Genomic DNA, 19711 nt, shown 5'->3' with positions numbered 1-19711 from the left:
GTCGTGGAACCAGTGGGTGCTCATGGTTTCGCGCCAGTCGCCACGGATCTTGATGCTGCCGTTGTTACAGGTCTTGAGGCCCGGCGTGGCATCGTTGACATACAGGGTTTCGCCCGGGGCGCAGGGGAACGCCGCGCGCGGATCCTGGGCGCTGGTGTTGATGGTGTCGTAACCGGCCAGCTGGACAGGCCAGCGATAGTCGTAGTACTGCCCCGGAAAGAAAAACGCATTGGCATAGCCGTCGCTTTCAGCCGGGGAGTGGCCGTTGTGTTCGTGGGTGGTGAGGGTGTGCAGGCCAAAACCCATGTTGGCCGACGGATCGATCGGCAGGGCGTTGTAGTGACGCATCAGCACCGGTTGGCCGTACCGCACCATCAGCAGTTTTGGCGGAAAGGTGCCGTCGAAGGTCCAGAGCGCCTTGTGGTTCTGAATCGGCATGTTGGGGTGAAAGCGGGTGTCGATGCCTTTGGTGGTGCCCGCAATGACCGGGGTGTCCGAGGTCTGGTTGTAGAGCCCGCCAGGCCCGAACTCACCGACGGCGTAGTTGTGCAACTGTCGGCGGTCGCGCATGCCGCCGTTGAGCTTGGCGCCCGCTTGAGCGGTCTTGAAGGCGACCTGTGGGTAAAACTCGTTCCAGCGCTGGTGCGACCAGCCTTTTCCAGGCGGACGACCTTCGGCCGGCGAGCCGACCGGATGGCGGTTGAGGAAGGCTTCGATCTGCGCTTTCCACGGGTTGCGGTCCAGCGAGTTGGAATACTGCGACGGATACGGGTACAGCCCCGGCTGGCGCATGAAGGCTTCCAGCGCAGCGGCTGAAGGGCCGCTGCGGGCGATGCTGTTCGGGTCCTGAAGGGGAGCCGGACCGACGGTCGGAACCGGGAAGGTCAGCGTGGGCGGCGGCAGTGTCGGGTCGAGTTTCTCCGTGCCGAATTCTTCGAACAGCAGCAGCTGCTGAGAGTACGGCGCGGCCCCGAACAATGGGCTGGGCTTGCCATTGGTGGGGATCTTGAAGGATGTTTGCTGGGCCGGCTGCAGCACGTTGTCGGTCGTTGGCGTGGTGCGGGTGCCGTACATGCCATTGGGCAGGGCGATGGCGCCCTGATTGGTGGGCGGCATGGTCAGTATCGAATCCAGCGCGGCCTTGGGATCGGCCGGCGGGTTGGTATACGCCGATGGATCCGTTGGAGGCGGATAGCTGACATCGTCAAGCGGTACGGCGTTTGCGTTGCCGAGGCTGATGTTGATCAGCATCACAGCGGCGATGCTCGGTTTCCTGAAAAGGCCGAGCGACTTGAGGTTAGGCGTGTTTTTCATTTTGTTGCCCTCGGGGCGCGCCGGTGTGGCTGACGTTGGCAAAACGCTCGATGCAAGAGGTGCGCCAAGCGCGGGGAGATCCGGGGGAGACAAATAGCTGATTGATATCAAACGCTTGATGGATTGGACTTTGGTCGTAGTGGCGCAGTGGGTGGGAATCCTCAAAGTTGGGGGGCTCACCCACCCATTCCCCCCCACTCACACCACAGGCCGGTGTGATGGTGGACGCTTTCGCGAACAGGCTCGTTCCCACAGAAAAACCAGTTGTGGGCAAAACCGCTGTCCCTCTGTGGGGACGAGCCGGCTCGCGAAGAGCACAGTTCATCCCGCACAAAGTGTGCCTGACTCACTGCTGTCAGCCTCGAAAACGCAACGCCTCCCGTAGTAACGCAAACGCTGGCGAGGTCAGGCGCGCTATGATAGGCGGCCCTTGCCCCCGGAGCCCGTCACCGCAATGCCCCTGATCAGCCACTTCAAGACCCCGTGCCCCGAGCACATCAATAGCCAGATCCTGCAGATGGTGGTCGACAACCTGACCGACATCAGCATGGTCGCGATCCCGCCCAGCAACCTGCTGTACAACCTTTATCAATACGCGATCGGCTATGAGGTGCACCTGTATCTGGAGGCGCTGAACGGTGAAAAAGGCATTGCCGTGGAGCTGATCGTCGCCACTGATGAAGACGACCCGCAAAAGGTGATTGGCTTTGTGCTGTACCTGCCGGTGCAGGACGACCCCGAGGCGTGTGGCGTGGCGTACATGGCGGTGCAGGCCGGGTATCGGCGCCAGGGCGTGGCCCGGCGGATGCTGCGGGAAATGGTCGGCCGCTATCCCCATGCCGAGCTGACCTGCGCGGTGGCCAAGGTGCCGTATTTCGAGGCGATGGGCTTTGAGGTGCTGGGCGTGCGTGCGACCCAGGTGCTGATGAACACCCGCGACCACGCCACCGATGGCTTGATGGCCTTGCTGGATGTGGCGTCGATCTACAGCTCGCTGGAAGTGCGGCAGATTCATACCTACCTGCTGCAAAAGCACGGCAAGCGGGCCATGACCGACGCGGAAAAACAGCGCGACCGGCATCTGGACCAGTTGACGCGCAAGGCCAATGAATTTGTGCGGGGGCGCTTGGGTGACGATGCGGTGCCGGCCGCCGGCCCTCGGTTGCGCCTGGTCTGACCGCATTCTGTTTAACACCACAAATCCCCTGCAGGAGGAATGTGTGGTTTTCAGAGGTAAAAAAAGAGCCTCAAAGCTCTTGATGGGGAGGAAGTGGAGCCGTGAGGCTCAAGATGCGCGTAAAACAAGCGGTGAGCTTGGTAGTGGTTCAGTTCACTCACCACCTACGCAGCGGCTTGAGCAAGCAAGCGGCTGCGTAAGTTCATCCTAGAAAGACCGAGTGTTTCACTCAAGTACCGCTAGTCGCATCCCCCGGCCAGCCGGCGCGACGCAACGCCTTGAGCAACGTTTCGGCATCCAGCCCCGGTACCGCATGCCCGTTGCCTTCGGCGGTGTCGGCGGCGAGCAAGGCATTGATGATGGCTTCTTCCACGGCTTCGGTGGCCGCCAGGAACAGCTCGCTGATGTGATCGTTGTTGACCATGCTCAGGTTGTCGGTGGTCGGTGCTTTCTTGCTCTCATAGGCGGCCGGCGGCACGTGTTCATTGCCGGTGGCGAAGGCGATGAAGATGTCGCCGCTGTGGTCTTCATTGCCGCCGCCGGTGCGGGCCAGGCCGAGGCTGGCGCGCTGGGCCAGGCGGGTGCACTGGTGCGGCAGCAACGGCGCATCGGTGGCCAGGCAGACCACGATCGAGCCCATCCCCGGGTGGGGCAACGAGGCCTTGAGGAACGGCGAATCGACCTGTTCCATGTAGCGCCCGACCGGATACCCATCAACGCGCAGTTCATTGCGAATGCCATGGTTGGCCTGGACAATCGCGCCGACCGTCCAGCCACCCTGGGCGCTGTTCAAGCGTCGCGACGCGGTGCCGATGCCGCCCTTGAATTCGTGGCAGATCATGCCGCTGCCACCGCCGACATTACCTTCGGTCACCGGCCCGCCCGCCGCCGAACGCACGGTCTGGGCCACGTGTTCCGGCTTCACGTGAAAGCCGTTGATGTCGTTGAGCAGGCCGTCGAAGGTTTCCAGTACCACCGGCATGTTCCAGTAGAGGCGCCCGTCATCCGGTTGCTGCTCGCGGTCGAGCACGATCAGCGCATCGCGCACCACGCCCAGGCTGTGGGTGTTGGTGAAGGCGATGGGACTGGTCAGCAAGCCGGCCTCGCGAATCCACTCCAGCCCCGTGGCATCGCCGTTGCCGTTGAGCACATGCACACCGGCAAAGCACGGTTGCTGACTGGTGGAGCCGGCACGCGGTTCGATGACGGTGACGCCCGTGAGGATGTCGCGGCCGGTGGCGGTGCGTCCTCGTACATTGCTGTGGCCGACGCGCACGCCGGGGACGTCGGTGATGGCATTGAGCGGGCCGGGCTGCAGTTGGCCGAACTGGATGTTCAGGTCGCGGGCACGTGGTTTCATGGGTTTTCTCATTTTCAATTTTTGGCAGAAAAATGCGGTCAACACCTGTAGGAGCAGCCTTCGGCAGCTCCTACAGGGGGGGTTATTGGCCGTTTTTGACCTTGCTCCAGATCCGCGTACGCACCCGTTCGGTAGCCGGCGGCAGGGGCTGGAGGGTGAACAGGGTGGCCATGGCTTCGGCTGGCGGATAGACGGCCGGGTTGCTACGGGTGGCTTCGGCCACCAACGTGGTCGCGCTACGGTTGCCGTTGGGGTAGTTGAGGTGGTCGCTGACCGGGGCGATGACTTCAGGGCGCATCAGGTAGTCGATGAAGGCCATCCCTTGTTCCGGGTGCGGGGCGTCCTTGAGCAGTACCAGCGTGTCGAACCACACAGGCGCGCCTTCCTTGGGCAGGCTGTAGGCGATCTTCACGCCGTTGCCGGCCTGCTCGGCGGTGGACTTGGCTTCGAGCATCGCGCCAGACCAGCCGACCGCCACGCAGATGTTGCCGTTGGACAGGTCGCTGATGAACTTCGACGAATTGAAATAGGCGATGTGCGGGCGCAATTTCAGCAGCAGCGCTTCGGCCTTCTTGTAGTCCTCGGGGTTGGTGCTGTTGGGCGGCAGGCCAAGGTAGTGCAGGGCCACCGGCAGCATCTCCGACGGCGAGTCGAGCATGGCCACGCCGCATTCGCCGAGTTTGGCCAGGTTCTCTTCCTTGAACACCAGGTCCCAGGAATCCACCGGCGCCTTGTCGCCCAGCGCCGCGCGTACTTTGTCGATGTTGTAGCCGATGCCGTTGGTGCCCCACAGGTAAGGCACGGCGTACTGGTTGCCTGGATCGTTGTTGGCCAGTTTCGCCAGCAGATCGGTGTCCATGTTCTTGAAGTCCGGCATCTGCGCACGGGGCAGGGGGGCGAGGGCGCCGGCCTTGATCAGCGTGGGCAAACTGAAGTTGCTGGCCACCACCACGTCGTAGCCGCTGCGGCTGGTGAGCAACTTGCCCTCGAGCACTTCGGCACTGTCGAAGGTGTCGTAGACCGGTGCAATCCCGGTGTCACGCTTGAAGTCCTGCAGGGTGGTGGGGCCGATGTAGTCGTACCAGTTGTACACGTGCACGGTCGGAGCTTTGACAGCAAAGGCCGACAGCGACACCGTCAGGCAGGCGCCAAACCCCAGATTGAAATACAAGCGGTGACGACTCATGATGCGGCACTCCTGGCCTGTTGCGGCCGGTGGTAATCAGGAGTTTGCAGCGTATCGACCGGGGTGGCCTTCACCCATTCCCATCATGGGTTACTCGAAAGGGGTAGTGCGTGGACGCGTTGTTGAAAGAGTTGCCGGTGCACCAGGGGCTGGCGCGGGTTTTCACGGCGGTGGGGCGGGACAGCTTCTGGCGTGCGCTGGTCGATACCTTGCGCTTGCTGGTGCCGCTGGACAACGCGCTGGTAGCGCTGATGCGCCCGGGTCACGTGCCGCGCCTGCTGATTGACTTCGATGCCCAGGGCAGCCCCGACGAGCATGAAGAACTGGCGGACTACAGCGCTGGCATGTACCTGCTCGATCCGTTCTATCAAGCCGCCTGCGCCGGCATCGCCGACGGCTTGCACAGCCTCGAATCGGTGGCCCCCGACCAGTTCCAGCACAGCGAGTACTACCTGAGTTACTTCAGCACCGTGGTCGGTGGGGACGAGTTGCAGTTCATGGTCAACGTCGACGGCGCTGTGCTCGGCCTGTCCCTCGGGCGTTCGACGCGCTTCATCCTCGAGGAGCAGGGCCGCCTAATTTGCGTGCGTGACTGGGTGCTGGCGGCGATGCGCCGACACCTGGATTTGCTGCCGCCGCAAGGGCCGGTCGCCGAACCACCGGCCGGTGATCTGGCGACCTTGCTCGATCGCTTCGACGCACGCCTGACAGTGCGCGAGATCGAAACCGCGCGCCTGATTCTCCAGGGCTTTTCCAGCAAGGCCATCGCCCAGCAAATGGGCATCTCCCCGGAGACGGTGAAAGTGCACCGGCGCAACCTCTATCACAAGCTCAACGTGAACGGGCACGGCGAGTTGTTTGCGCTGGTGTTGCGGCCGCGTTGAACACCTGTGAGTGCTCGCGAAGGACACGACTCGGTATTACTGCCGAAACACCAACGCCTTCAAACCACACTCCACATCCGCATCCGGAAACTCCGGCGGATTCTCCAGACGCTGCTCGAACCGCAGGCTTGGCGCCTCACGGGTAACACCGTCGATCAGGAAGTCGGCACCAAACGCCGGGTCGTTCATGCAGGCCAACACCGTACCTTCAGGGCTGAGCAATTCAGGCAACCGGCGCAGCACGCGCTGGTAATCCTTGGTCAGCAGGAAACTGCCTTTCTGGAACGACGGTGGGTCGATGATCACCAAGTCGTACGGCCCCTTGCCAATCACCTTGCCCCAGGATTTGAACAGGTCGTGACCGAGGAAGCTGACCTTGCTCATGTCGTGGCCGTTGAGCCGGTGGTTGTCGCGGCCACGGTTCAAGGCGGGGCTCGACATGTCGAGGTTGACCACGTGGCTCGCGCCGCCTTCGATGGCCGCCACCGAGAAACCGCAGGTGTAGGCGAACAGGTTCAGCACCCGTTTGCCCTCGGCATTGGCGCGGACCCAATCGCGGCCGTAGCGCATGTCGAGGAACAGCCCGGTGTTCTGTTTGCGGCCCAGGTCGACCCGGTACTTCAGCCTGCCCTCAGTGATCGTCAGTTCGTCGATCTCTTCCCCGAGCAGCCACTCGGTGGTGCTTTGCAGCAGGTAGCGATGTTGCAACAGCAGCGTGTGGGCACCGGATTTTGCCCACTGTTCAGACTGGGTGATCGTCATCAGCACCTGCTTCAAGTCTTCCAGTTGCGCCGCTTCCGGCTCCTTGAACAGCGCCACCAGCACCACGCCCTGCAACCAGTCCACAGTCACTTGCTCCAGCCCCGGCCAGCAGCGGCCACGGCCGTGGAACAGGCGGCGGGTTTCGGCGGGGACGGCCGCGAGGGCGGTCAGCAGGTGCTGGTTGAGGGTGGCGAGGGCTTCAGCGTTCATTGGTCTGGGTCGGCGAATTTCGGGGGCGGCATTTAACCATAATTGCGCAACCGGCGGAGCACACAAAACCCTGTAGGAGCGAGCTTGCTCGCGATGGTGTGTCAGTCGACACAGCGGCGCCTGATACACCTTCGCGAGCAAGCTCGCTCCTACAAGTATCCGGTGGCAGTTATCACGTTTAATTTAACTTTACGTGAGGATTTGGCGATCTTCCGGCTCCCATAATCGGCTCCAACGAACAACAACCGGGAGCCGGACATGTCGCAGAGCACTGCTTCACCCAAGTCCAGTCATCCACGCTGGCTACGCCTGACCCATTGGCTCAACGCCCTGGCGGTGCTGGTGATGGTGACCAGCGGCTGGCGCATCTACAACGCCTCGCCGATCTATGAATTCAGTTTTCCCAAGTCGATCACCCTCGGCGGCTGGCTCGGTGGCGCGCTGCAATGGCATTTCGCGGCGATGTGGTTCCTGGCGATCAACGGTTTGATCTACCTGGCCTTCAACCTGTTCAGCGGGCGCCTGAAGCGGCGTTTCTTCCCGGTTTCACCCAAAGGTGTGCTGCATGACCTGTGGGCCGCCTTGCGCGGAAAACTCGGGCATGCCGACCTCAGTCATTACAACCAGGTGCAACGGGTCGCTTACCTGTTCGTGATGGTCGACATCACGCTGCTGGTGCTCTCCGGGCTGGTGTTGTGGAAGTCGGTGCAGTTCCCGCTGTTGCGTGAATTGCTGTTCGGTTATGAAGGCGCGCGCCGTGTGCACTTTTTCGCCATGGCGCTGTTAGTGGCCTTCGTGGCAGTGCATCTGCTGATGGTCGCGCTGGTTCCGAAAACGCTGTTGGCCATGATCGTCGGCCGCAAGGAGCAGGTATGAAAAAGCGCATTCAGGTCCCCGGGCTGGACGAGGCTTCGATCCTCACCGACGCCCGCAAGATCCTCGCCCCGCAGATCGAAGATCGCTCGCGCCGTTCGTTCCTGCTGCGTGGCCTGACCCTCGGCGGCGTGGCCATGCTGTCCGGCTGCAACATCACCGACAACGAAAGCGTCGAAACCGCGCTGTCGTCCATGTCGCGCTTCAATGACCGGGTGCAAGGCTGGCTGTTCAACCCCAACGCCATGGCGCCGACCTATCCAGAGTCGATGATCACCCGGCCGTTTCCCTTCAATGCCTTTTACGGCATCGACGAGGCGCCGACGGTGGAGGAGGAGGGCTATCGCCTGGAAGTCACCGGCCTGGTCGCCGACAAACGCAGCTGGCGCCTCGAAGAGCTGCGCGCCATGGCCCAGACCGAGCAGATCACCCGGCACATTTGCGTCGAAGGCTGGAGCGCCATCGGGCGTTGGGGCGGCGTGCGCTTCAGTGACTTCCTCAAGCGCATCGGCGCCGACACCGATGCCAAATACGTCGGCTTCAAATGCGCCGACGACTACTACACCAGCATCGACATGGCCACCGCGCTGCATGCGCAGACTCAGTTGACGCTGACTTACGACGGCGCCGTGCTGCCCCGCGAGTACGGCTTCCCGATGAAGCTGCGCATGCCCACCAAGCTGGGCTACAAGAACCCCAAACACATCCAGGCGATTTTCGTCACTAACACCTATCCGGGTGGCTACTGGGAAGACCAGGGTTACAACTGGTTCGGTGGCAGCTGACGGGGGCCGGCCATTTCACACGTCCACAACCCACGTTCCAAGGAGCTTCATCATGAAAAAGTTGACCACCGTTGTTCTGTCCATGTGCCTGGCCGTTGGCGCTGCCTCTGTGTTCGCAGCTGACACGATGAGCAACGACAGCATGAGCAAGGACTCGATGTCCAAGGACGCCATGTCCAAGGATGCGATGAAAAAAGACGCGATGAAGAAGACCGATTCCATGTCCAAGGACGCGATGAAAAAAGACGCGATGTCCAAGGATGCGATGAAAAAAAGCGAAATGTCGCAGTAATTCCAAACAACCGAAATCCCCCTGTGGGAGCGAGCTTGCTCCGGGCGGCGTTCCGACGAAAGCGGTGTGTCAGTCAACGGTGTTGTTGAAGCTGACGGCCTCTTCGCGGGCAAGCCCGCTCCTACACAGGTTTTGCAAACGGCACAGATCTCCGTAGGCGCTGGCTTGCCAGCGAAAGCGCCCTCAAGGTCACTACAAAACCCGGATCGGTCACCTGGCTGTATCAAAAATGAATTTCCACCGATTCCGCTGCTCATACCTTTTAGGTAGCGGATCAAAACCCGCGAAATCATTGAGGCAATCAGGGAGCGGCACGGTCATGAGTCGAGTACCGACGGCGGGTGGAGATCTTCCTGGCGGGTTGATTCTGGTGGTTGAGGACGACCCGCTGATCCTGGAGTTTCTCTGTGAGATTCTTCAGGAGGAAGGTTTTGTCGTCGAGCCGCAAACCAGTGCAGACGCGGCAGTGATGTATCTGGAGCAACATGCGCCGCAGGTGGGCCTGCTGCTGACGGACATCACCATGCCCGGCACGCTCAATGGCGCGGACCTGGCTAACCAGTTCGGCGATCGCTGGCCGGACAAGCCGATCATGATCATGTCCGGTTTCGAAACCCCGGCCAGCTCCGGGGTGCGACATGCCGTTTCGTTCATCAAGAAACCCTGGGCCATCGGTTCGTTGCTCGATTGTGTCGACGGCGCTTTCAAGTCAAAGAGACTCAACTGACTCACTCGCAGGTGTTACATTCCCGGGCAAATCCGTCCGGTAACTGCGAGGTTCTTTTCCTTGTCTGATCACACTGTTTTCAATTCGACTTACCGTGCCTTTCTGTTCGACATGGATGGCACCGTGCTGACGTCCATTGCCGCCGCCGAGCGGGTCTGGACAACCTGGGCGGTGCGCCATGGCGTCGATGTCGACACCTTCCTGCCCACCATTCACGGCGCCCGCGCCGTTGACACCATCAGGCGCCTGGGCTTGCCCGGGGTGGATGCCGAGGCCGAAGCCGCGTGGATTACCGAAGCGGAAATCGACGATGTCGACGGGGTATTCGAAGTGGCTGGCGCGGCGAAGTTCTTGCGGTCGCTGCCTGCCAGCCAATGGGCCATCGTCACTTCCGCGCCACGGGAATTGGCGTTGCGGCGAATGGCGGCGGCGGGGATTCCCGAACCCGCCGTCATGATCACTGCCGAGGATGTGACTGCCGGAAAACCGGACCCCGCGGGTTACCGCCTCGCGGCCCGGCGCCTGGGTGTCGAGCCTGCACAATGTCTGATTTTCGAAGACGCTACGGTGGGCATTCTGGCGGCCGAGGCGGCGGGGGCGGATTTGATGATCGTGACGGCGACTCATGAACAGCCGATCAAGACGTTGCATGCGACGTTGGCGGGTTATGACTTGGTTCGGATTCAGGTGGATGCCGGTGGCTTGATTCGATTGAAGTCTGTGTAAGCAACAGCAACCCCTGTAGGAGCGGGCTTGCCCGCGAAGGCGTCGGCACATCCAGTATCGATGTGACTGAAGAATCGCTTTCGCGGGCAAGCCCGCTCCTACAGGGGGGATGTATGTCAGTAGAGTCCGGGGATCAGCCGCCAGGAGCGGGCGCAATAGGCCTCGTATTCGCTGCCGAACTGTGCCCGGAGCAAGGCTTCTTCCGAGTGAATGCGCGCGATCAGCGGGATCAGCGTCAGCGCCACCAATATCAGCCCGACACCAGAACGAAAGGCCAATGCCCAACCCATGCCGATGACCATCATCCCCAGGTAACTGGGGTTGCGCAGGTTGCGGTAAATCCCGTCGGTGACCAGCCGATGCCCCGGCTGAATGGCCACCAGCCCGCTGAAGCGCTTGCCCAGCACAAACACCGGCCATAACCGCAGCGCGCCGCCGCCGACGAACAAGAGTGTGCCGAGCCAGCGCACGCCTTCACCGCCAAAAGTCCAGAAATCGATGCGGTCGGTATAAGCCGGCAGAAAGCCGCTCAGTAAGCCGATCACACCGAAGGCCGGAATGACCCAGCGGTTGGCCCGGTCTTCGCGTTCCCCCGAGCTCAGGTTGACCTCGGTGAACAGAGAAGCGACAGCCATGATCAGAGTGGCCAGGGCAACGACGACCAGTGAACCGTGGCTGAAATAGGCTGCGAGACCACCCAGTCCCCAGATCGCCAGGGCGAGGTAGGCGAGGGTGCTGACGACGGCGAAAAATGCCAGTTTGGCCGAGATTTTCATGGTACCTCCGCGAACAGGCTTACGTAGGAGCTGCCGTAGGCTGCGATCTTTTGATCGTTCTTTGGCCTTCGAGTTTCCATGGGTAAAAGATCGCAACCGGCGCCGGACCGCTGAGACGGTCGCCCCGAGACCGGGTGAACTAAGCTTGGGAGAGAGGACCGTTCACCACCGGCTGGCCGAAGTGCTCCGCGAGCCGGTGGCGTGTAACAGGAGCCCATATGCTTCACATCCGAACGCCTTTGATCCTGCACCCTGGCCTGTCGACCCCGTCCCGCCGTATCTGGCTGAAACTGGAAAACCTGCAACCTGGCGGCTCGTTCAAAATACGCGGCATTGGCTTGCTGTGCAGCCGGGCGGCACAGCAGGGCAAGCGCAAGGTGGTCTGTCCCTCCGGCGGTAACGCGGGACTGGCCACGGCCATGGCCGCTGCATGCCTGGGGCTCAAGGCATGCATCGTGGTGCCGCACACCACCCCGCAAAGCACCCGGGAGCGGATCAGCAAGACCGGCGCCGAGGTGATCGTGCACGGCAAGGTCTGGGACGAAGCCAATCAACGGGCACGGGAACTCGCCCAGGACCCACGCAGTGAATTCGTGCCGGCCTTCGACCACCCGGTGTTGTGGGAAGGGCACAGCACTATGGTCGATGAAATCCTTGACGACTGCCCGCCAGTGGATGTGCTGGTGGCATCGGTGGGCGGCGGTGGCTTGCTGGCGGGCCTGCTCACTGGTCTGATTCGTCATCGGCACACCGATTGCCGCATCGTTGCCTGCGAAACCGAAGGCGCGGCATCGTTCGCCGCGGCGGTGGCGGCCGGGTACCCGGTCAAATTGCCGAAAATCGACACTGTCGCCACCTCCCTGGGCGCCGCGCAAGTGGCCGCCTGGCCGGTCAAACACATCGGCGATTTTCCCCATGAATGCGTGGTGCTCAGTGATGATGAGGCGATCATGGGCGTAGTGCGTTACGCCAATGATTTGCGTCAGCTGGTCGAGCCGGCGTGCGGGGTTTCATTGGCGATTGCCTACCTCGATCACCCGGCGATTGCCGACGCCCATGACGTGGTGATCGTGGTGTGCGGCGGGGTGAGTATCAACGCACAACTCGTGGCCGGGTGGGCAAGCTTGTCCACTGGCACGCACGCGAGGTAGGGCTGGAAACGCTATCCCGGCGTCACAAGCCCCACCGCTGGCGATGACGATCTTCAGTGATCGGCGGCAACGCCTTCCTGGACGAGAATGGCGCGGGCCAGGTCTTCGTCGCTTGCGTTGTTGAGGGCGGGATTGTCCTGACGGATCTTTTTCAACACCGCCTCCAGATAGGCACCACGAATCGCACCGCCACTGGCGACGAAGCTGGAAGCGTCATCCCGGGCGGGAATCATGAGTTTGTGGTCTTTGAACGTTGAGTACAGCGAAGCGGAAACCCCGGCGGAAGTGGCGACGTCACCCGCATCCACTTTGGCCAGAGCCGAGCCGAAGGGTAAACAAAGTACCAGGGAAGAAATGATAAACATCCGGCGCATGACGGTGTCCTCCGACAGCATGAAGCATAAGGGAATTACCACATAGTTTAGGATGCGTGGCGGTCGCCGAGAGTTCCCTGGCAATAGCGAGGAACGGGCTGAGAGGGAGGCAAGGTCGTTGAACGTCGATATTCAAAGCGTGGTGATCGGGGCAGGCGTGGTCGGGCTGGCGGTGGCCAGGGCCCTGGCCATGAATGGGCGGGAAGTGCTGGTGGTGGAGGCCGGCGGGGGGATCGGCACGGGCATCAGTTCGCGTAATTCAGAAGTGATTCACGCCGGCATCTATTATCCGGACGGCAGCCTCAAGGCGCGGTTGTGCGTGGAGGGCAAGCAGCGTCTCTACGCCTATTGCGATGAGCGCGGTGTCGATTACCGGCGCGTGGGCAAGCTGATCGTGGCCACCGATGAACAGCAGCGCGCGGCTTTGCAGCGTCTGTTGCAGCAGGGGCGTCTCAATGGTGTCGATGACCTGCAATGGCTGGATGGGGCACAGGCCCGGGCGCTTGAGCCGGCGTTGTCCTGTGTCGCGGCGCTGTGGTCGCCGTCTACTGGCATCGTCGACTCCCACGCCCTGATGCTGGCGCTTCAGGGCGATGCCGAGCGGTTCGCAGCGACGCTGGCCTTGCGCACACCGCTGCTGTCGGCCCGTTGTATGGAGCAGGGCTTCGAGCTGCGCATGGGCGGCATTCAACCCATGACCCTGTACTGCCGCGAATTGATCAATTGCGCGGGGCTGTCCGCTCCCGGGGTGGCGCGCGCTATTGTCGGTCTGCCTGGGCAATTCATTCCCCGGGCGCATTTGTGCAAGGGCAGTTATTTCAGTTTCAGCGGCCGGGCGCCGTTTCGCCACCTGGTGTATCCGGCCCCGGAGAACGCGGGACTGGGTGTGCACATGACGCTCGACCTGGGTGGGCAGGCGCGCTTCGGGCCGGATATCGAATGGGTCGAGCACATCGATTACCACGTCGAACTCCGCCGGGCCGAAGGGTTCTATCAGGCGATCCGCCGTTATTGGCCGGGTTTGCCGGACAACAGCCTGCAACCGGCCTACAGCGGCATTCGCCCGAAAATCAGCGGGCCGACTGAACCGGCTGCCGACTTTCTCATCAGCGGTCGGGCCGAGCATGGGGTGGAGGGGCTGGTCAATCTGTTCGGCATCGAATCACCGGGGCTGACCAGTTGCCTGGCGCTCGCCGAACACGTAGTAAAACGCCTGGACGACCGATGATCAGGGCTGGCACTGCCTTGCGGGCATTGGGTCTATGCTAGGGAGTGCGCTTACTGCCATCGGAGAACTCTGATGATCACCGTACGCACTGCCTGTCTGCTGGCCGATTACAAACGCTGGGCCAATCAGCGCCTCTTTGACAGCCTCGCAGCGCTCCCTCCGGGCGAAGTCAAAAAAGAACGGGTGTCGGTGTTCAAAAACATGATCGGCACCCTCAATCACGTGTACGTGGTGGATTGCATCTGGCAGGCGCACCTCGAAGGCCGGGGGCATGGCTTCAAGACTTCACACGACCTGCTGCATGCCGATCTGTCCGAACTGCGCCTGGCGCAAAAAGACATCGATCGCTGGTACTGCGACTGGAGCGCCCGGCAAACCGATGCCTCCCTGGACAAGCCCCTGGAATTCACCTTTGTCTCGGGCGAAAGCGGCACCATGAGCGCCGGCGCGATGCTGATGCACGTGGTCAACCACGCCAGCTATCACCGTGGCTGGGTGGTGCAGATGTACTTCGAGATTCCGGCCATGCCACCGGTGACCGACATGCCGGTGTATTTGCGCGAGTCCGAGCCGATAGTCCTGCAGTCGATCAATGCCCCGATAGTGGCGCCGCCATGTGCTGTGCAATTTTCGAGCGCAACCAGCGTTCTGCCGGATCGTTATCGTTGACCCCGTTCCAGACCATCGACAGTTCGGACAGCTTGATATCAAACGGCGCGTCGTCTGCCCGGAGCTGGCTGCTGCCTTCGATCAAGGCACTGGCCGCGTAATCCGGCACGGTGGCGAGCATGTCAGTACCCGCCAGCAAGGCCCGCAACCCCGCGAACTGTGGCACCGCCAGCACCACCCGGCGCGAACGGCCAATCCGTGCCAGGTCGTTGTCGATGGCACCGCTCAAGTCCCCGGAGAACGACACCAGCGCGTGAGGGCGTTCGCAGAACTCGTCCAGGGTCAACGGGCCGGGGCGGTCATCGCCGCGCAGGATCTTCACACTCAAGTCGCGCAATTTCTTGCGCTTGGCATTGGCCGGCAATTCCGTGGTGTAGCTGATGCCGACAGTAATCTCGCCGCTGGCCAGCATTGGCGACATCAGCAGGAAATTCACCCGGCGCACCACCACCACAACGTTCTGCGCTTCCTCACGAATCTGCTTGAGCAGCGGCGGAAACAACCCGAACTCGGTGTCGTCGGACAGACCGATGCGAAACACCTCGCGACTGGTGGAAGGCTCGAAATCCTTGGCCCGGCTGACCGCTCCGGAAATGGTGTCCATCGCCGGTTGCAACTCCTTGAGAATCTGCAAGGCCCGCGGGGTCGGCTCCAGGGTTCGTCCGTTGCGCACCAGCAACGGGTCGTCGAACAGATCGCGCAACTTTGCCAGCGACGCGCTGACAGCGGGCTGGCCGAGGAACAGTTTTTCCCCGGCCCGGGTCAGGTTCTTTTCGAACATCAGGGTTTCGAAAATCACCAGCAGGTTCATGTCCACGCGGCGCAGGTCGTTGCGGTTCATGCCGGGGTTCTCGGTGGTTTTTTGAGTCTTCTCAGTAAAGCACCAAACGTCCAGGAAAGACGCGCAACCTGTGGGAGTGAGCCTGCTCGCGATAGCGGTGGGGCAGTCACATGGATGTTGGATGTGCTGCCGCCATCGCGAGCAGGTTCGCTTGTATGTCTAGACTTGAAGGGCTGGGGACGGGGGATCTTCCTGTCGTCGACAGCCTGGCCATCTGAACCCTGAAACTTGAGAGAGCTCCTTACATGGCAACGGCATCAGCAACGATCGAAGTCCCGGCCTCGGCCGATCAGATCTGGCAATTGATTGGCGGTTTCAATTCGCTGCCGGACTGGATTCCCTTCATTCCCAAAAGTGAGCTGAGTGAAGGCGGGCGGGTACGCCGGCTGGAAACCAGCGATGGCACGGTAGTGGTCGAGCGTTTACAAGTATTCGACAACGCGGCGAAAACCTACAGTTACTCGTTTGTGCACTCGCCATTTCCGGTCACTGATTATTTGGCGACCATCAAGGTTGAAGCGCTTGGCGAGCGTGCGCGGGTGACCTGGTCGGGCCGGTTTGAACCGGTTGGCGTGAGTGATGGGGAAGTGGAGGCGTTGTTTGCGGGTGTGTATCAGGGGGGGATTGAGGCGTTGCGGGCGCGTTATCCGGGCTGAAGCATTTGTCATGTGAATGGTAACTGTGGCGAGGGGGCTTGTCGGATCGCCACAGGTTTTGTGTCAGGCCTGGGTAATCAAGCCCTCCTGGCAGTCCAGCACCAGCCGCGCGCCACCCAGTTCGCTGCTGCCCACTTCCAGGGTAAACCCGTGCAGGCTGACAATCGCCGCGACGATGGACAGCCCCAGCCCGAAGCCGCTTTTCTGATTGCCCGCCTCGGCACGGTAGAAACGCTGGAACACCGCTTCACGTTCCGCCTCGGGAATGCCCGGGCCGGAATCGAGCACTTCGATTCGCGTGTGCCCGCCATCATTGATCCCCCGCAAGATCACCGCGCCACCGGGCGGGGTGAATTTGATCGAGTTGCTGAGCAGGTTCGCCACCGCTTCGAACAGCAGTGCCCGGTCGCCATGGAGGGGTGGCAATGACGCGGGCAGGTGCAGCTGGAATATCAGGCCGTCGTCTTCCGCCAGGGGCAGATAGAACTCATGCAGCTCTTGCAACAACGCCACCGGGTCCACTTGCACGAAACCGGAGCGGCGCTGGCGGTCTTCCAGTTCGGAAATTCGCAGCAATCCACGGAAACGAGCCATCAGTGTGTCGGCCTCGGCCAGCACCAGGTCCAGTTGCATGGCCTGCGGCGAGCCTTCGCCGGCTTGCTGCTGCATGCGGTAAAGCTGCGCGCGCAGACGGGTCAGGGGCGTGCGCAGGTCATGGGCGATGTTGTCGCACACGCCCTTGACCTCGTTCATCAGGCGTTCGATGCGTTCGAGCATGGCGTTGACGATGGCGGCGAGCATGTCCAGTTCGTCTCGTCGATTGGACAGTGGCAAGCGCCGGCTCAGGTCGCCAGCGACGATGGCTTCGGCACTGGCCTGAATCCCGCGAATGCGTCGCAACGGCCGGCGCCGCAGTAAATACCAGCCGACGATGCCCGGCACGATGGTCAGGGTCACACCCCAAAACAGGGCGTGAAGGATAATCCGGGTGACGGCGAACAGCGAGCCGTTGTCGCGAACCAGAATCAGCCACCAACCATCGCGGGTCTGGGTCGCCACGGCGTCGCAGCTGTCGTTGGGCAGGGTCGGGTCGTCGGACTCGGCGCAGTCGCTGAGCGTGTGGATCTTGCCATCGAGCGGCAAGCCATCCGGAATGTAGCGCAGGGCGCCGCTGAGGTAACGCTGCCGGGCATCGAACAGGCCGTAGGCGTCGATGCCACGGATATCGAAGGTCATGCTGACGGCGAGGGCGTCCACCAGTTGCTCGCCCGAGAAGCGCGAAAAAAGGTGCTGGCGTTGCATCAGCGAATGCTTGGCCAGGTTGTCCAGGTAAGCGGAAACCTCGTAGTACATGACCCCCATTAGAATCCCGCTCCAGATCACGAACAGCGAACTGTAGAGCGCCAGCAAACGGCTGCTGGAAGAGCGCCAGCCTTTAGACGGGTTCGGCAATGACATAACCCGAGCCTCGCACGGTCCGAATCAGTGGGACATTGCCAGGCGGGTCGATCTTCTTGCGCAGACGGCCGATGTGGACGTCGATCAGGTTGGTGCCGGGGTCGAAGTGGTAACCCCAGACCTCTTCGAAAATCATCATCCGCGAGAGGATTTGCCCGGTATTGCGCATCAGGAATTCCAGCAGTTTGTACTCGGTGGGCAACAGCGTCAGCAGTTGGCCGTCGCGGCTGGCTTCGTGGCTGATCAGGTTCAGTTCCAGATCCGCCACCCGCAGGGTAGTGGCCTGGGCGGTGACGGTGTTCTGCCGGCGCAGCAGGACTTCGACCCGGGCGGCCATTTCATCGGTGGCGAAGGGTTTGGTCAGGTAGTCGTCGCCGCCGGCACGCAAGCCGCGCACACGTTCATCGACGTCGGACAGTGCGCTGATCATCAGGATCGGCGTGACCACGCCCATGGTCCGCAGCGTGGTGACAATCGCCAGGCCATCGAGCTCGGGCAACATGCGATCGAGGGTGATCAGGTCATAGTTGCCGCTGACCGCACGTTCGAGCCCTTCGCGACCATTGTCGACCCAGTCGACGTCGAGGCCGTGGCTCCTCAGTTCGGCGACAATTTCCCGGGCGGTCACGGCGTCGTCTTCGATGGTCAAGATGCGGGTCATAGGGCTGGCCTGATTAAATGTTCACAACGTTGTGCGGCATTTTGCCAAGAAATGGTCGCAGGCTTTCTAAATAAAAGTTCATGGACGCGACACTGGTGACTGCCCTGGTTTCGTCGGAACGCCGCCCGGAGCCGGGAAATGAATCGGTCAGTCAATCGGCGTACTGATAAACACCTCAAACCCTTCGGCATACGCCGTGAATGCAGCAACCCGCGGAAACTGCGCCGCACTCACCTGATCCGGCACCACCAGGTTGGTGAAGCTCCAGGCTATGGCGAGGGTAATGCCGTCCTGCTCAATCGAACCGTCAGTCTTCAGCGGCTGCTTTTCCAGCTCCCGCTCCAGCGCCGAATAGGCCGCCGTCAGCTGTCCTTCGACGCGCTGCACCCAGGGTTCGAATTGAATTTCCACCGGCCGCAAGTTGCGCTCGTAGTAAAGCTGCACGGACTTTTCGCTGGCGGCCAGCGCCAGGCCAATCAGGCGCAACGCGCGCAGGCGCTGACTCGGTTCGACGGGCATCAGGCTGTTATCGGTCAGGGTTTCCAGGTAGTCGATGATCAGCGTCGAATCCATCAACACTTCACCGTCATCCAGCACCAGCGTGGGCGCCTTGACCACCGGGTTGATCTGCTGGAATTGTTCGAAGTGGCGGAACACCGAGACCGATTGATGTTCCAGGGTGATCCCCAGGCATTTGGCAGAAATGGCGGCGCGCCTGACATAGGGTGAATCCAGCATACCGATCAGCTTCATGGTCCTTTCCTTTATATGGCCATTTCGGGAGGGACAACCTTAGCTGAGGTTCGCAGCCCTGCAAATGACTGTGAATAATGCCCGGTGCAAGCCGTTTGTCTTCTATATACCTACGCTCGATTGAATTTCTTGCTATAAACGCACTCCGATTACCGCCTCAAAGCCTGCCGTAGAGCATTTTCAGGGCTTTGTCGGACAAATTCGCTGTCTTTTCAGTTGCTGAGGCCTCAAGTCGGCCGTAGACTGCCGCCCCTCGTAAATTGAGTGCCGGGTGGCGCTTGGAACAAACGGCGCCTTTCCGATGGCCTGCCCAGGTCTGCCGGAACGCTCCCTTATTCGCCTTAATGCACGTTTTTTTATAGAGATATCAATGACAAAGGACAAGTTGCTGGCCATGCCGGCGGATGACTACATGAATGCCGAGCAACATGCTTTTTTCTCCGAGCTGTTGCAGAACATGAAAGTCGAAACCCATGAGCGCATCGAACAGAACCGCATCGCCATCGAAAGCCTGGACACCCCGGCCGATCCGGCAGACGCGGCTTCGGTCGAAGAAGAGCGCACCTGGCTGGTGAACGCTATCGATCGCGACCAGCGCATGCTGCCTCAGTTGGAACAAGCCCTTGAGCGCATCAAGGAAGACAGCTTTGGCTGGTGCGACGACAGCGGCGAGCCGATTGGCCTCAAGCGCCTGCTGATCAGCCCGACCACCAAGTACTGCATCGAAGCTCAAGAGCGTCACGAGCAAATCGACAAGCACCAGCGTCAGGCCTGATTCTGCAAGGCAGCCCCTTTGATCCGGGCTGCCCTGAAAAGATCGCAGCCTGCGGCAGCCCCAGCGCAATTGA

The 19711-nt window shown here is 61.4% G+C and carries 21 protein-coding genes and 1 pseudogene; 12 read left to right on the top strand and 10 right to left on the bottom strand.

Annotated elements, in window-relative coordinates; all coding sequences use genetic code 11:
- Positions 1-1314: pseudogene (locus AC1D19_RS25525) on the bottom strand (copper oxidase); the annotation flags it as partial.
- A gap of 454 nt (positions 1315-1768) precedes the next feature.
- On the opposite strand from AC1D19_RS25525, the gene AC1D19_RS25520 reads away from it, so the two are divergent.
- Positions 1769-2491, top strand: coding sequence for a GNAT family N-acetyltransferase (locus AC1D19_RS25520; protein ID WP_477764938.1), 723 nt, complete (start codon positions 1769-1771; stop codon positions 2489-2491).
- A 229-nt stretch (positions 2492-2720) separates the two neighbouring features.
- Here AC1D19_RS25520 and AC1D19_RS25515 read toward each other — a convergent pair whose 3' ends face one another.
- Both AC1D19_RS25515 and AC1D19_RS25510 read right to left on the bottom strand, forming a co-directional pair.
- The gene (locus AC1D19_RS25515) at positions 2721-3851 is read right to left on the bottom strand and encodes a DmpA family aminopeptidase (protein WP_477764937.1); all 1131 of its coding nucleotides are present in this window, start codon (positions 3849-3851) and stop codon (positions 2721-2723) included.
- A gap of 82 nt (positions 3852-3933) precedes the next feature.
- Positions 3934-5037 carry a polyamine ABC transporter substrate-binding protein gene (locus tag AC1D19_RS25510; protein WP_477764936.1) on the bottom strand — a complete coding sequence of 368 codons (1104 nt, stop codon included), beginning with the start codon at positions 5035-5037 and terminating at the stop codon, positions 3934-3936.
- 110 nt (positions 5038-5147) lie between these two features.
- Between AC1D19_RS25510 and AC1D19_RS25505 the strand changes: the two genes are divergently transcribed.
- Positions 5148-5921: a helix-turn-helix transcriptional regulator gene (locus AC1D19_RS25505; RefSeq protein WP_477764935.1), complete on the top strand. Its 774-nt coding sequence runs from the start codon at positions 5148-5150 to the stop codon at positions 5919-5921.
- 36 nt (positions 5922-5957) lie between these two features.
- On the opposite strand, the gene AC1D19_RS25500 is transcribed toward AC1D19_RS25505, so the two are convergent.
- Positions 5958-6893: a class I SAM-dependent methyltransferase gene (locus tag AC1D19_RS25500; protein ID WP_477764934.1), complete on the bottom strand. Its 936-nt coding sequence runs from the start codon at positions 6891-6893 to the stop codon at positions 5958-5960.
- A 258-nt stretch (positions 6894-7151) separates the two neighbouring features.
- On the opposite strand from AC1D19_RS25500, the gene AC1D19_RS25495 reads away from it, so the two are divergent.
- The 5 genes from AC1D19_RS25495 (at position 7152) to AC1D19_RS25475 (ending at position 10296) form a co-directional block, all read left to right on the top strand.
- Positions 7152-7769, top strand: a complete 618-nt coding sequence (locus AC1D19_RS25495) for a cytochrome b/b6 domain-containing protein (RefSeq protein ID WP_477753147.1) — start codon at positions 7152-7154, stop codon at positions 7767-7769.
- Positions 7766-8551 carry a molybdopterin-dependent oxidoreductase gene (locus AC1D19_RS25490; RefSeq protein WP_477764933.1) on the top strand — a complete coding sequence of 262 codons (786 nt, stop codon included), beginning with the start codon at positions 7766-7768 and terminating at the stop codon, positions 8549-8551. The genes AC1D19_RS25495 and AC1D19_RS25490 overlap by 4 nt, the downstream gene beginning before the upstream one ends.
- Before the next feature lie 52 nt (positions 8552-8603).
- Positions 8604-8843: a pentapeptide MXKDX repeat protein gene (locus AC1D19_RS25485; protein ID WP_477764932.1), complete on the top strand. Its 240-nt coding sequence runs from the start codon at positions 8604-8606 to the stop codon at positions 8841-8843.
- A 319-nt stretch (positions 8844-9162) separates the two neighbouring features.
- Positions 9163-9570 carry a response regulator gene (locus AC1D19_RS25480; protein ID WP_477764931.1) on the top strand — a complete coding sequence of 136 codons (408 nt, stop codon included), beginning with the start codon at positions 9163-9165 and terminating at the stop codon, positions 9568-9570.
- Positions 9571-9630: 60 nt separating this feature from the next.
- On the top strand, positions 9631-10296 hold the full coding sequence (locus AC1D19_RS25475; RefSeq protein ID WP_477764930.1) for an HAD-IA family hydrolase: 666 nt from the start codon (positions 9631-9633) through the stop codon (positions 10294-10296).
- Positions 10297-10412: 116 nt separating this feature from the next.
- Here the strand turns inward: AC1D19_RS25475 and AC1D19_RS25470 are convergent, their stop codons facing one another.
- The gene (locus AC1D19_RS25470; protein WP_477764929.1) at positions 10413-11072 is read right to left on the bottom strand and encodes a methyltransferase family protein; all 660 of its coding nucleotides are present in this window, start codon (positions 11070-11072) and stop codon (positions 10413-10415) included.
- A 218-nt stretch (positions 11073-11290) separates the two neighbouring features.
- On the opposite strand from AC1D19_RS25470, the gene AC1D19_RS25465 reads away from it, so the two are divergent.
- Positions 11291-12223, top strand: coding sequence for a pyridoxal-phosphate dependent enzyme (locus AC1D19_RS25465; protein WP_477764928.1), 933 nt, complete (start codon positions 11291-11293; stop codon positions 12221-12223).
- A gap of 53 nt (positions 12224-12276) precedes the next feature.
- Here AC1D19_RS25465 and AC1D19_RS25460 read toward each other — a convergent pair whose 3' ends face one another.
- Complete coding sequence (locus tag AC1D19_RS25460) at positions 12277-12597, bottom strand: DUF2388 domain-containing protein (RefSeq protein ID WP_477753140.1); 321 nt, start codon at positions 12595-12597, stop codon at positions 12277-12279.
- A gap of 118 nt (positions 12598-12715) precedes the next feature.
- Between AC1D19_RS25460 and AC1D19_RS25455 the strand changes: the two genes are divergently transcribed.
- Together AC1D19_RS25455 and AC1D19_RS25450 are read left to right on the top strand one after the other, a co-directional pair.
- On the top strand, positions 12716-13825 hold the full coding sequence (locus tag AC1D19_RS25455) for an NAD(P)/FAD-dependent oxidoreductase (RefSeq protein ID WP_477764927.1): 1110 nt from the start codon (positions 12716-12718) through the stop codon (positions 13823-13825).
- Positions 13826-13897: 72 nt separating this feature from the next.
- Positions 13898-14494, top strand: a complete 597-nt coding sequence (locus tag AC1D19_RS25450; protein WP_477753138.1) for a DinB family protein — start codon at positions 13898-13900, stop codon at positions 14492-14494.
- Here the strand turns inward: AC1D19_RS25450 and AC1D19_RS25445 are convergent.
- Positions 14415-15335 carry a LysR substrate-binding domain-containing protein gene (locus tag AC1D19_RS25445; protein WP_477764926.1) on the bottom strand — a complete coding sequence of 307 codons (921 nt, stop codon included), beginning with the start codon at positions 15333-15335 and terminating at the stop codon, positions 14415-14417. The two genes, AC1D19_RS25450 and AC1D19_RS25445, sit on opposite strands and share 80 nt — an antisense overlap.
- Positions 15336-15580: 245 nt before the next feature.
- Between AC1D19_RS25445 and AC1D19_RS25440 the strand changes: the two genes are divergently transcribed.
- Positions 15581-15991, top strand: coding sequence for an SRPBCC family protein (locus tag AC1D19_RS25440; RefSeq protein ID WP_477764925.1), 411 nt, complete (start codon positions 15581-15583; stop codon positions 15989-15991).
- Between the two features lie 63 nt (positions 15992-16054).
- Here AC1D19_RS25440 and AC1D19_RS25435 read toward each other — a convergent pair whose 3' ends face one another.
- The 3 genes from AC1D19_RS25435 to AC1D19_RS25425 form a co-directional block, all read right to left on the bottom strand.
- On the bottom strand, positions 16055-17449 hold the full coding sequence (locus tag AC1D19_RS25435; RefSeq protein ID WP_477764924.1) for a sensor histidine kinase: 1395 nt from the start codon (positions 17447-17449) through the stop codon (positions 16055-16057).
- Positions 17427-18110: a response regulator transcription factor gene (locus AC1D19_RS25430; RefSeq protein WP_477764923.1), complete on the bottom strand. Its 684-nt coding sequence runs from the start codon at positions 18108-18110 to the stop codon at positions 17427-17429. Before AC1D19_RS25430 ends, AC1D19_RS25435 begins: the two co-directional genes overlap by 23 nt.
- A gap of 147 nt (positions 18111-18257) precedes the next feature.
- Positions 18258-18863, bottom strand: coding sequence for a glutathione S-transferase (locus tag AC1D19_RS25425; protein ID WP_477764922.1), 606 nt, complete (start codon positions 18861-18863; stop codon positions 18258-18260).
- Positions 18864-19233: 370 nt separating this feature from the next.
- Here AC1D19_RS25425 and AC1D19_RS25420 point away from each other — a divergent pair, with 370 nt between their 5' ends.
- Positions 19234-19638 carry a TraR/DksA family transcriptional regulator gene (locus tag AC1D19_RS25420; protein WP_007935965.1) on the top strand — a complete coding sequence of 135 codons (405 nt, stop codon included), beginning with the start codon at positions 19234-19236 and terminating at the stop codon, positions 19636-19638.
- Positions 19639-19711: the final 73 nt, after the last annotated feature.

It is taken from the genome of Pseudomonas sp. P1_C12 (assembly GCF_056406435.1).
The sequence above is the reverse complement of the archived record's forward strand: the minus strand, read 5'-3'. Positions and strand labels throughout refer to the sequence as shown.

Bases quoted from the DNA above. Each gene is read 5' to 3' on its own strand.
- AC1D19_RS25520 (WP_477764938.1), top strand. From the start codon at position 1,769: ATGCCCCTGATCAGCCACTTCAAGACCCCGTGCCCCGAGCACATCAAT.
- AC1D19_RS25515 (WP_477764937.1), bottom strand. From the start codon at position 3,851: ATGAAACCACGTGCCCGCGACCTGAACATCCAGTTCGGCCAACTGCAG.
- AC1D19_RS25510 (WP_477764936.1), bottom strand. From the start codon at position 5,037: ATGAGTCGTCACCGCTTGTATTTCAATCTGGGGTTTGGCGCCTGCCTG.
- AC1D19_RS25500 (WP_477764934.1), bottom strand. From the start codon at position 6,893: ATGAACGCTGAAGCCCTCGCCACCCTCAACCAGCACCTGCTGACCGCC.
- AC1D19_RS25495 (WP_477753147.1), top strand. From the start codon at position 7,152: ATGTCGCAGAGCACTGCTTCACCCAAGTCCAGTCATCCACGCTGGCTA.
- AC1D19_RS25490 (WP_477764933.1), top strand. From the start codon at position 7,766: ATGAAAAAGCGCATTCAGGTCCCCGGGCTGGACGAGGCTTCGATCCTC.
- AC1D19_RS25485 (WP_477764932.1), top strand. From the start codon at position 8,604: ATGAAAAAGTTGACCACCGTTGTTCTGTCCATGTGCCTGGCCGTTGGC.
- AC1D19_RS25480 (WP_477764931.1), top strand. From the start codon at position 9,163: ATGAGTCGAGTACCGACGGCGGGTGGAGATCTTCCTGGCGGGTTGATT.
- AC1D19_RS25470 (WP_477764929.1), bottom strand. From the start codon at position 11,072: ATGAAAATCTCGGCCAAACTGGCATTTTTCGCCGTCGTCAGCACCCTC.
- AC1D19_RS25465 (WP_477764928.1), top strand. From the start codon at position 11,291: ATGCTTCACATCCGAACGCCTTTGATCCTGCACCCTGGCCTGTCGACC.
- AC1D19_RS25460 (WP_477753140.1), bottom strand. From the start codon at position 12,597: ATGCGCCGGATGTTTATCATTTCTTCCCTGGTACTTTGTTTACCCTTC.
- AC1D19_RS25450 (WP_477753138.1), top strand. From the start codon at position 13,898: ATGATCACCGTACGCACTGCCTGTCTGCTGGCCGATTACAAACGCTGG.
- AC1D19_RS25445 (WP_477764926.1), bottom strand. From the start codon at position 15,335: ATGAACCGCAACGACCTGCGCCGCGTGGACATGAACCTGCTGGTGATT.
- AC1D19_RS25440 (WP_477764925.1), top strand. From the start codon at position 15,581: ATGGCAACGGCATCAGCAACGATCGAAGTCCCGGCCTCGGCCGATCAG.
- AC1D19_RS25435 (WP_477764924.1), bottom strand. From the start codon at position 17,449: ATGTCATTGCCGAACCCGTCTAAAGGCTGGCGCTCTTCCAGCAGCCGT.
- AC1D19_RS25430 (WP_477764923.1), bottom strand. From the start codon at position 18,110: ATGACCCGCATCTTGACCATCGAAGACGACGCCGTGACCGCCCGGGAA.
- AC1D19_RS25425 (WP_477764922.1), bottom strand. From the start codon at position 18,863: ATGAAGCTGATCGGTATGCTGGATTCACCCTATGTCAGGCGCGCCGCC.
- AC1D19_RS25420 (WP_007935965.1), top strand. From the start codon at position 19,234: ATGACAAAGGACAAGTTGCTGGCCATGCCGGCGGATGACTACATGAAT.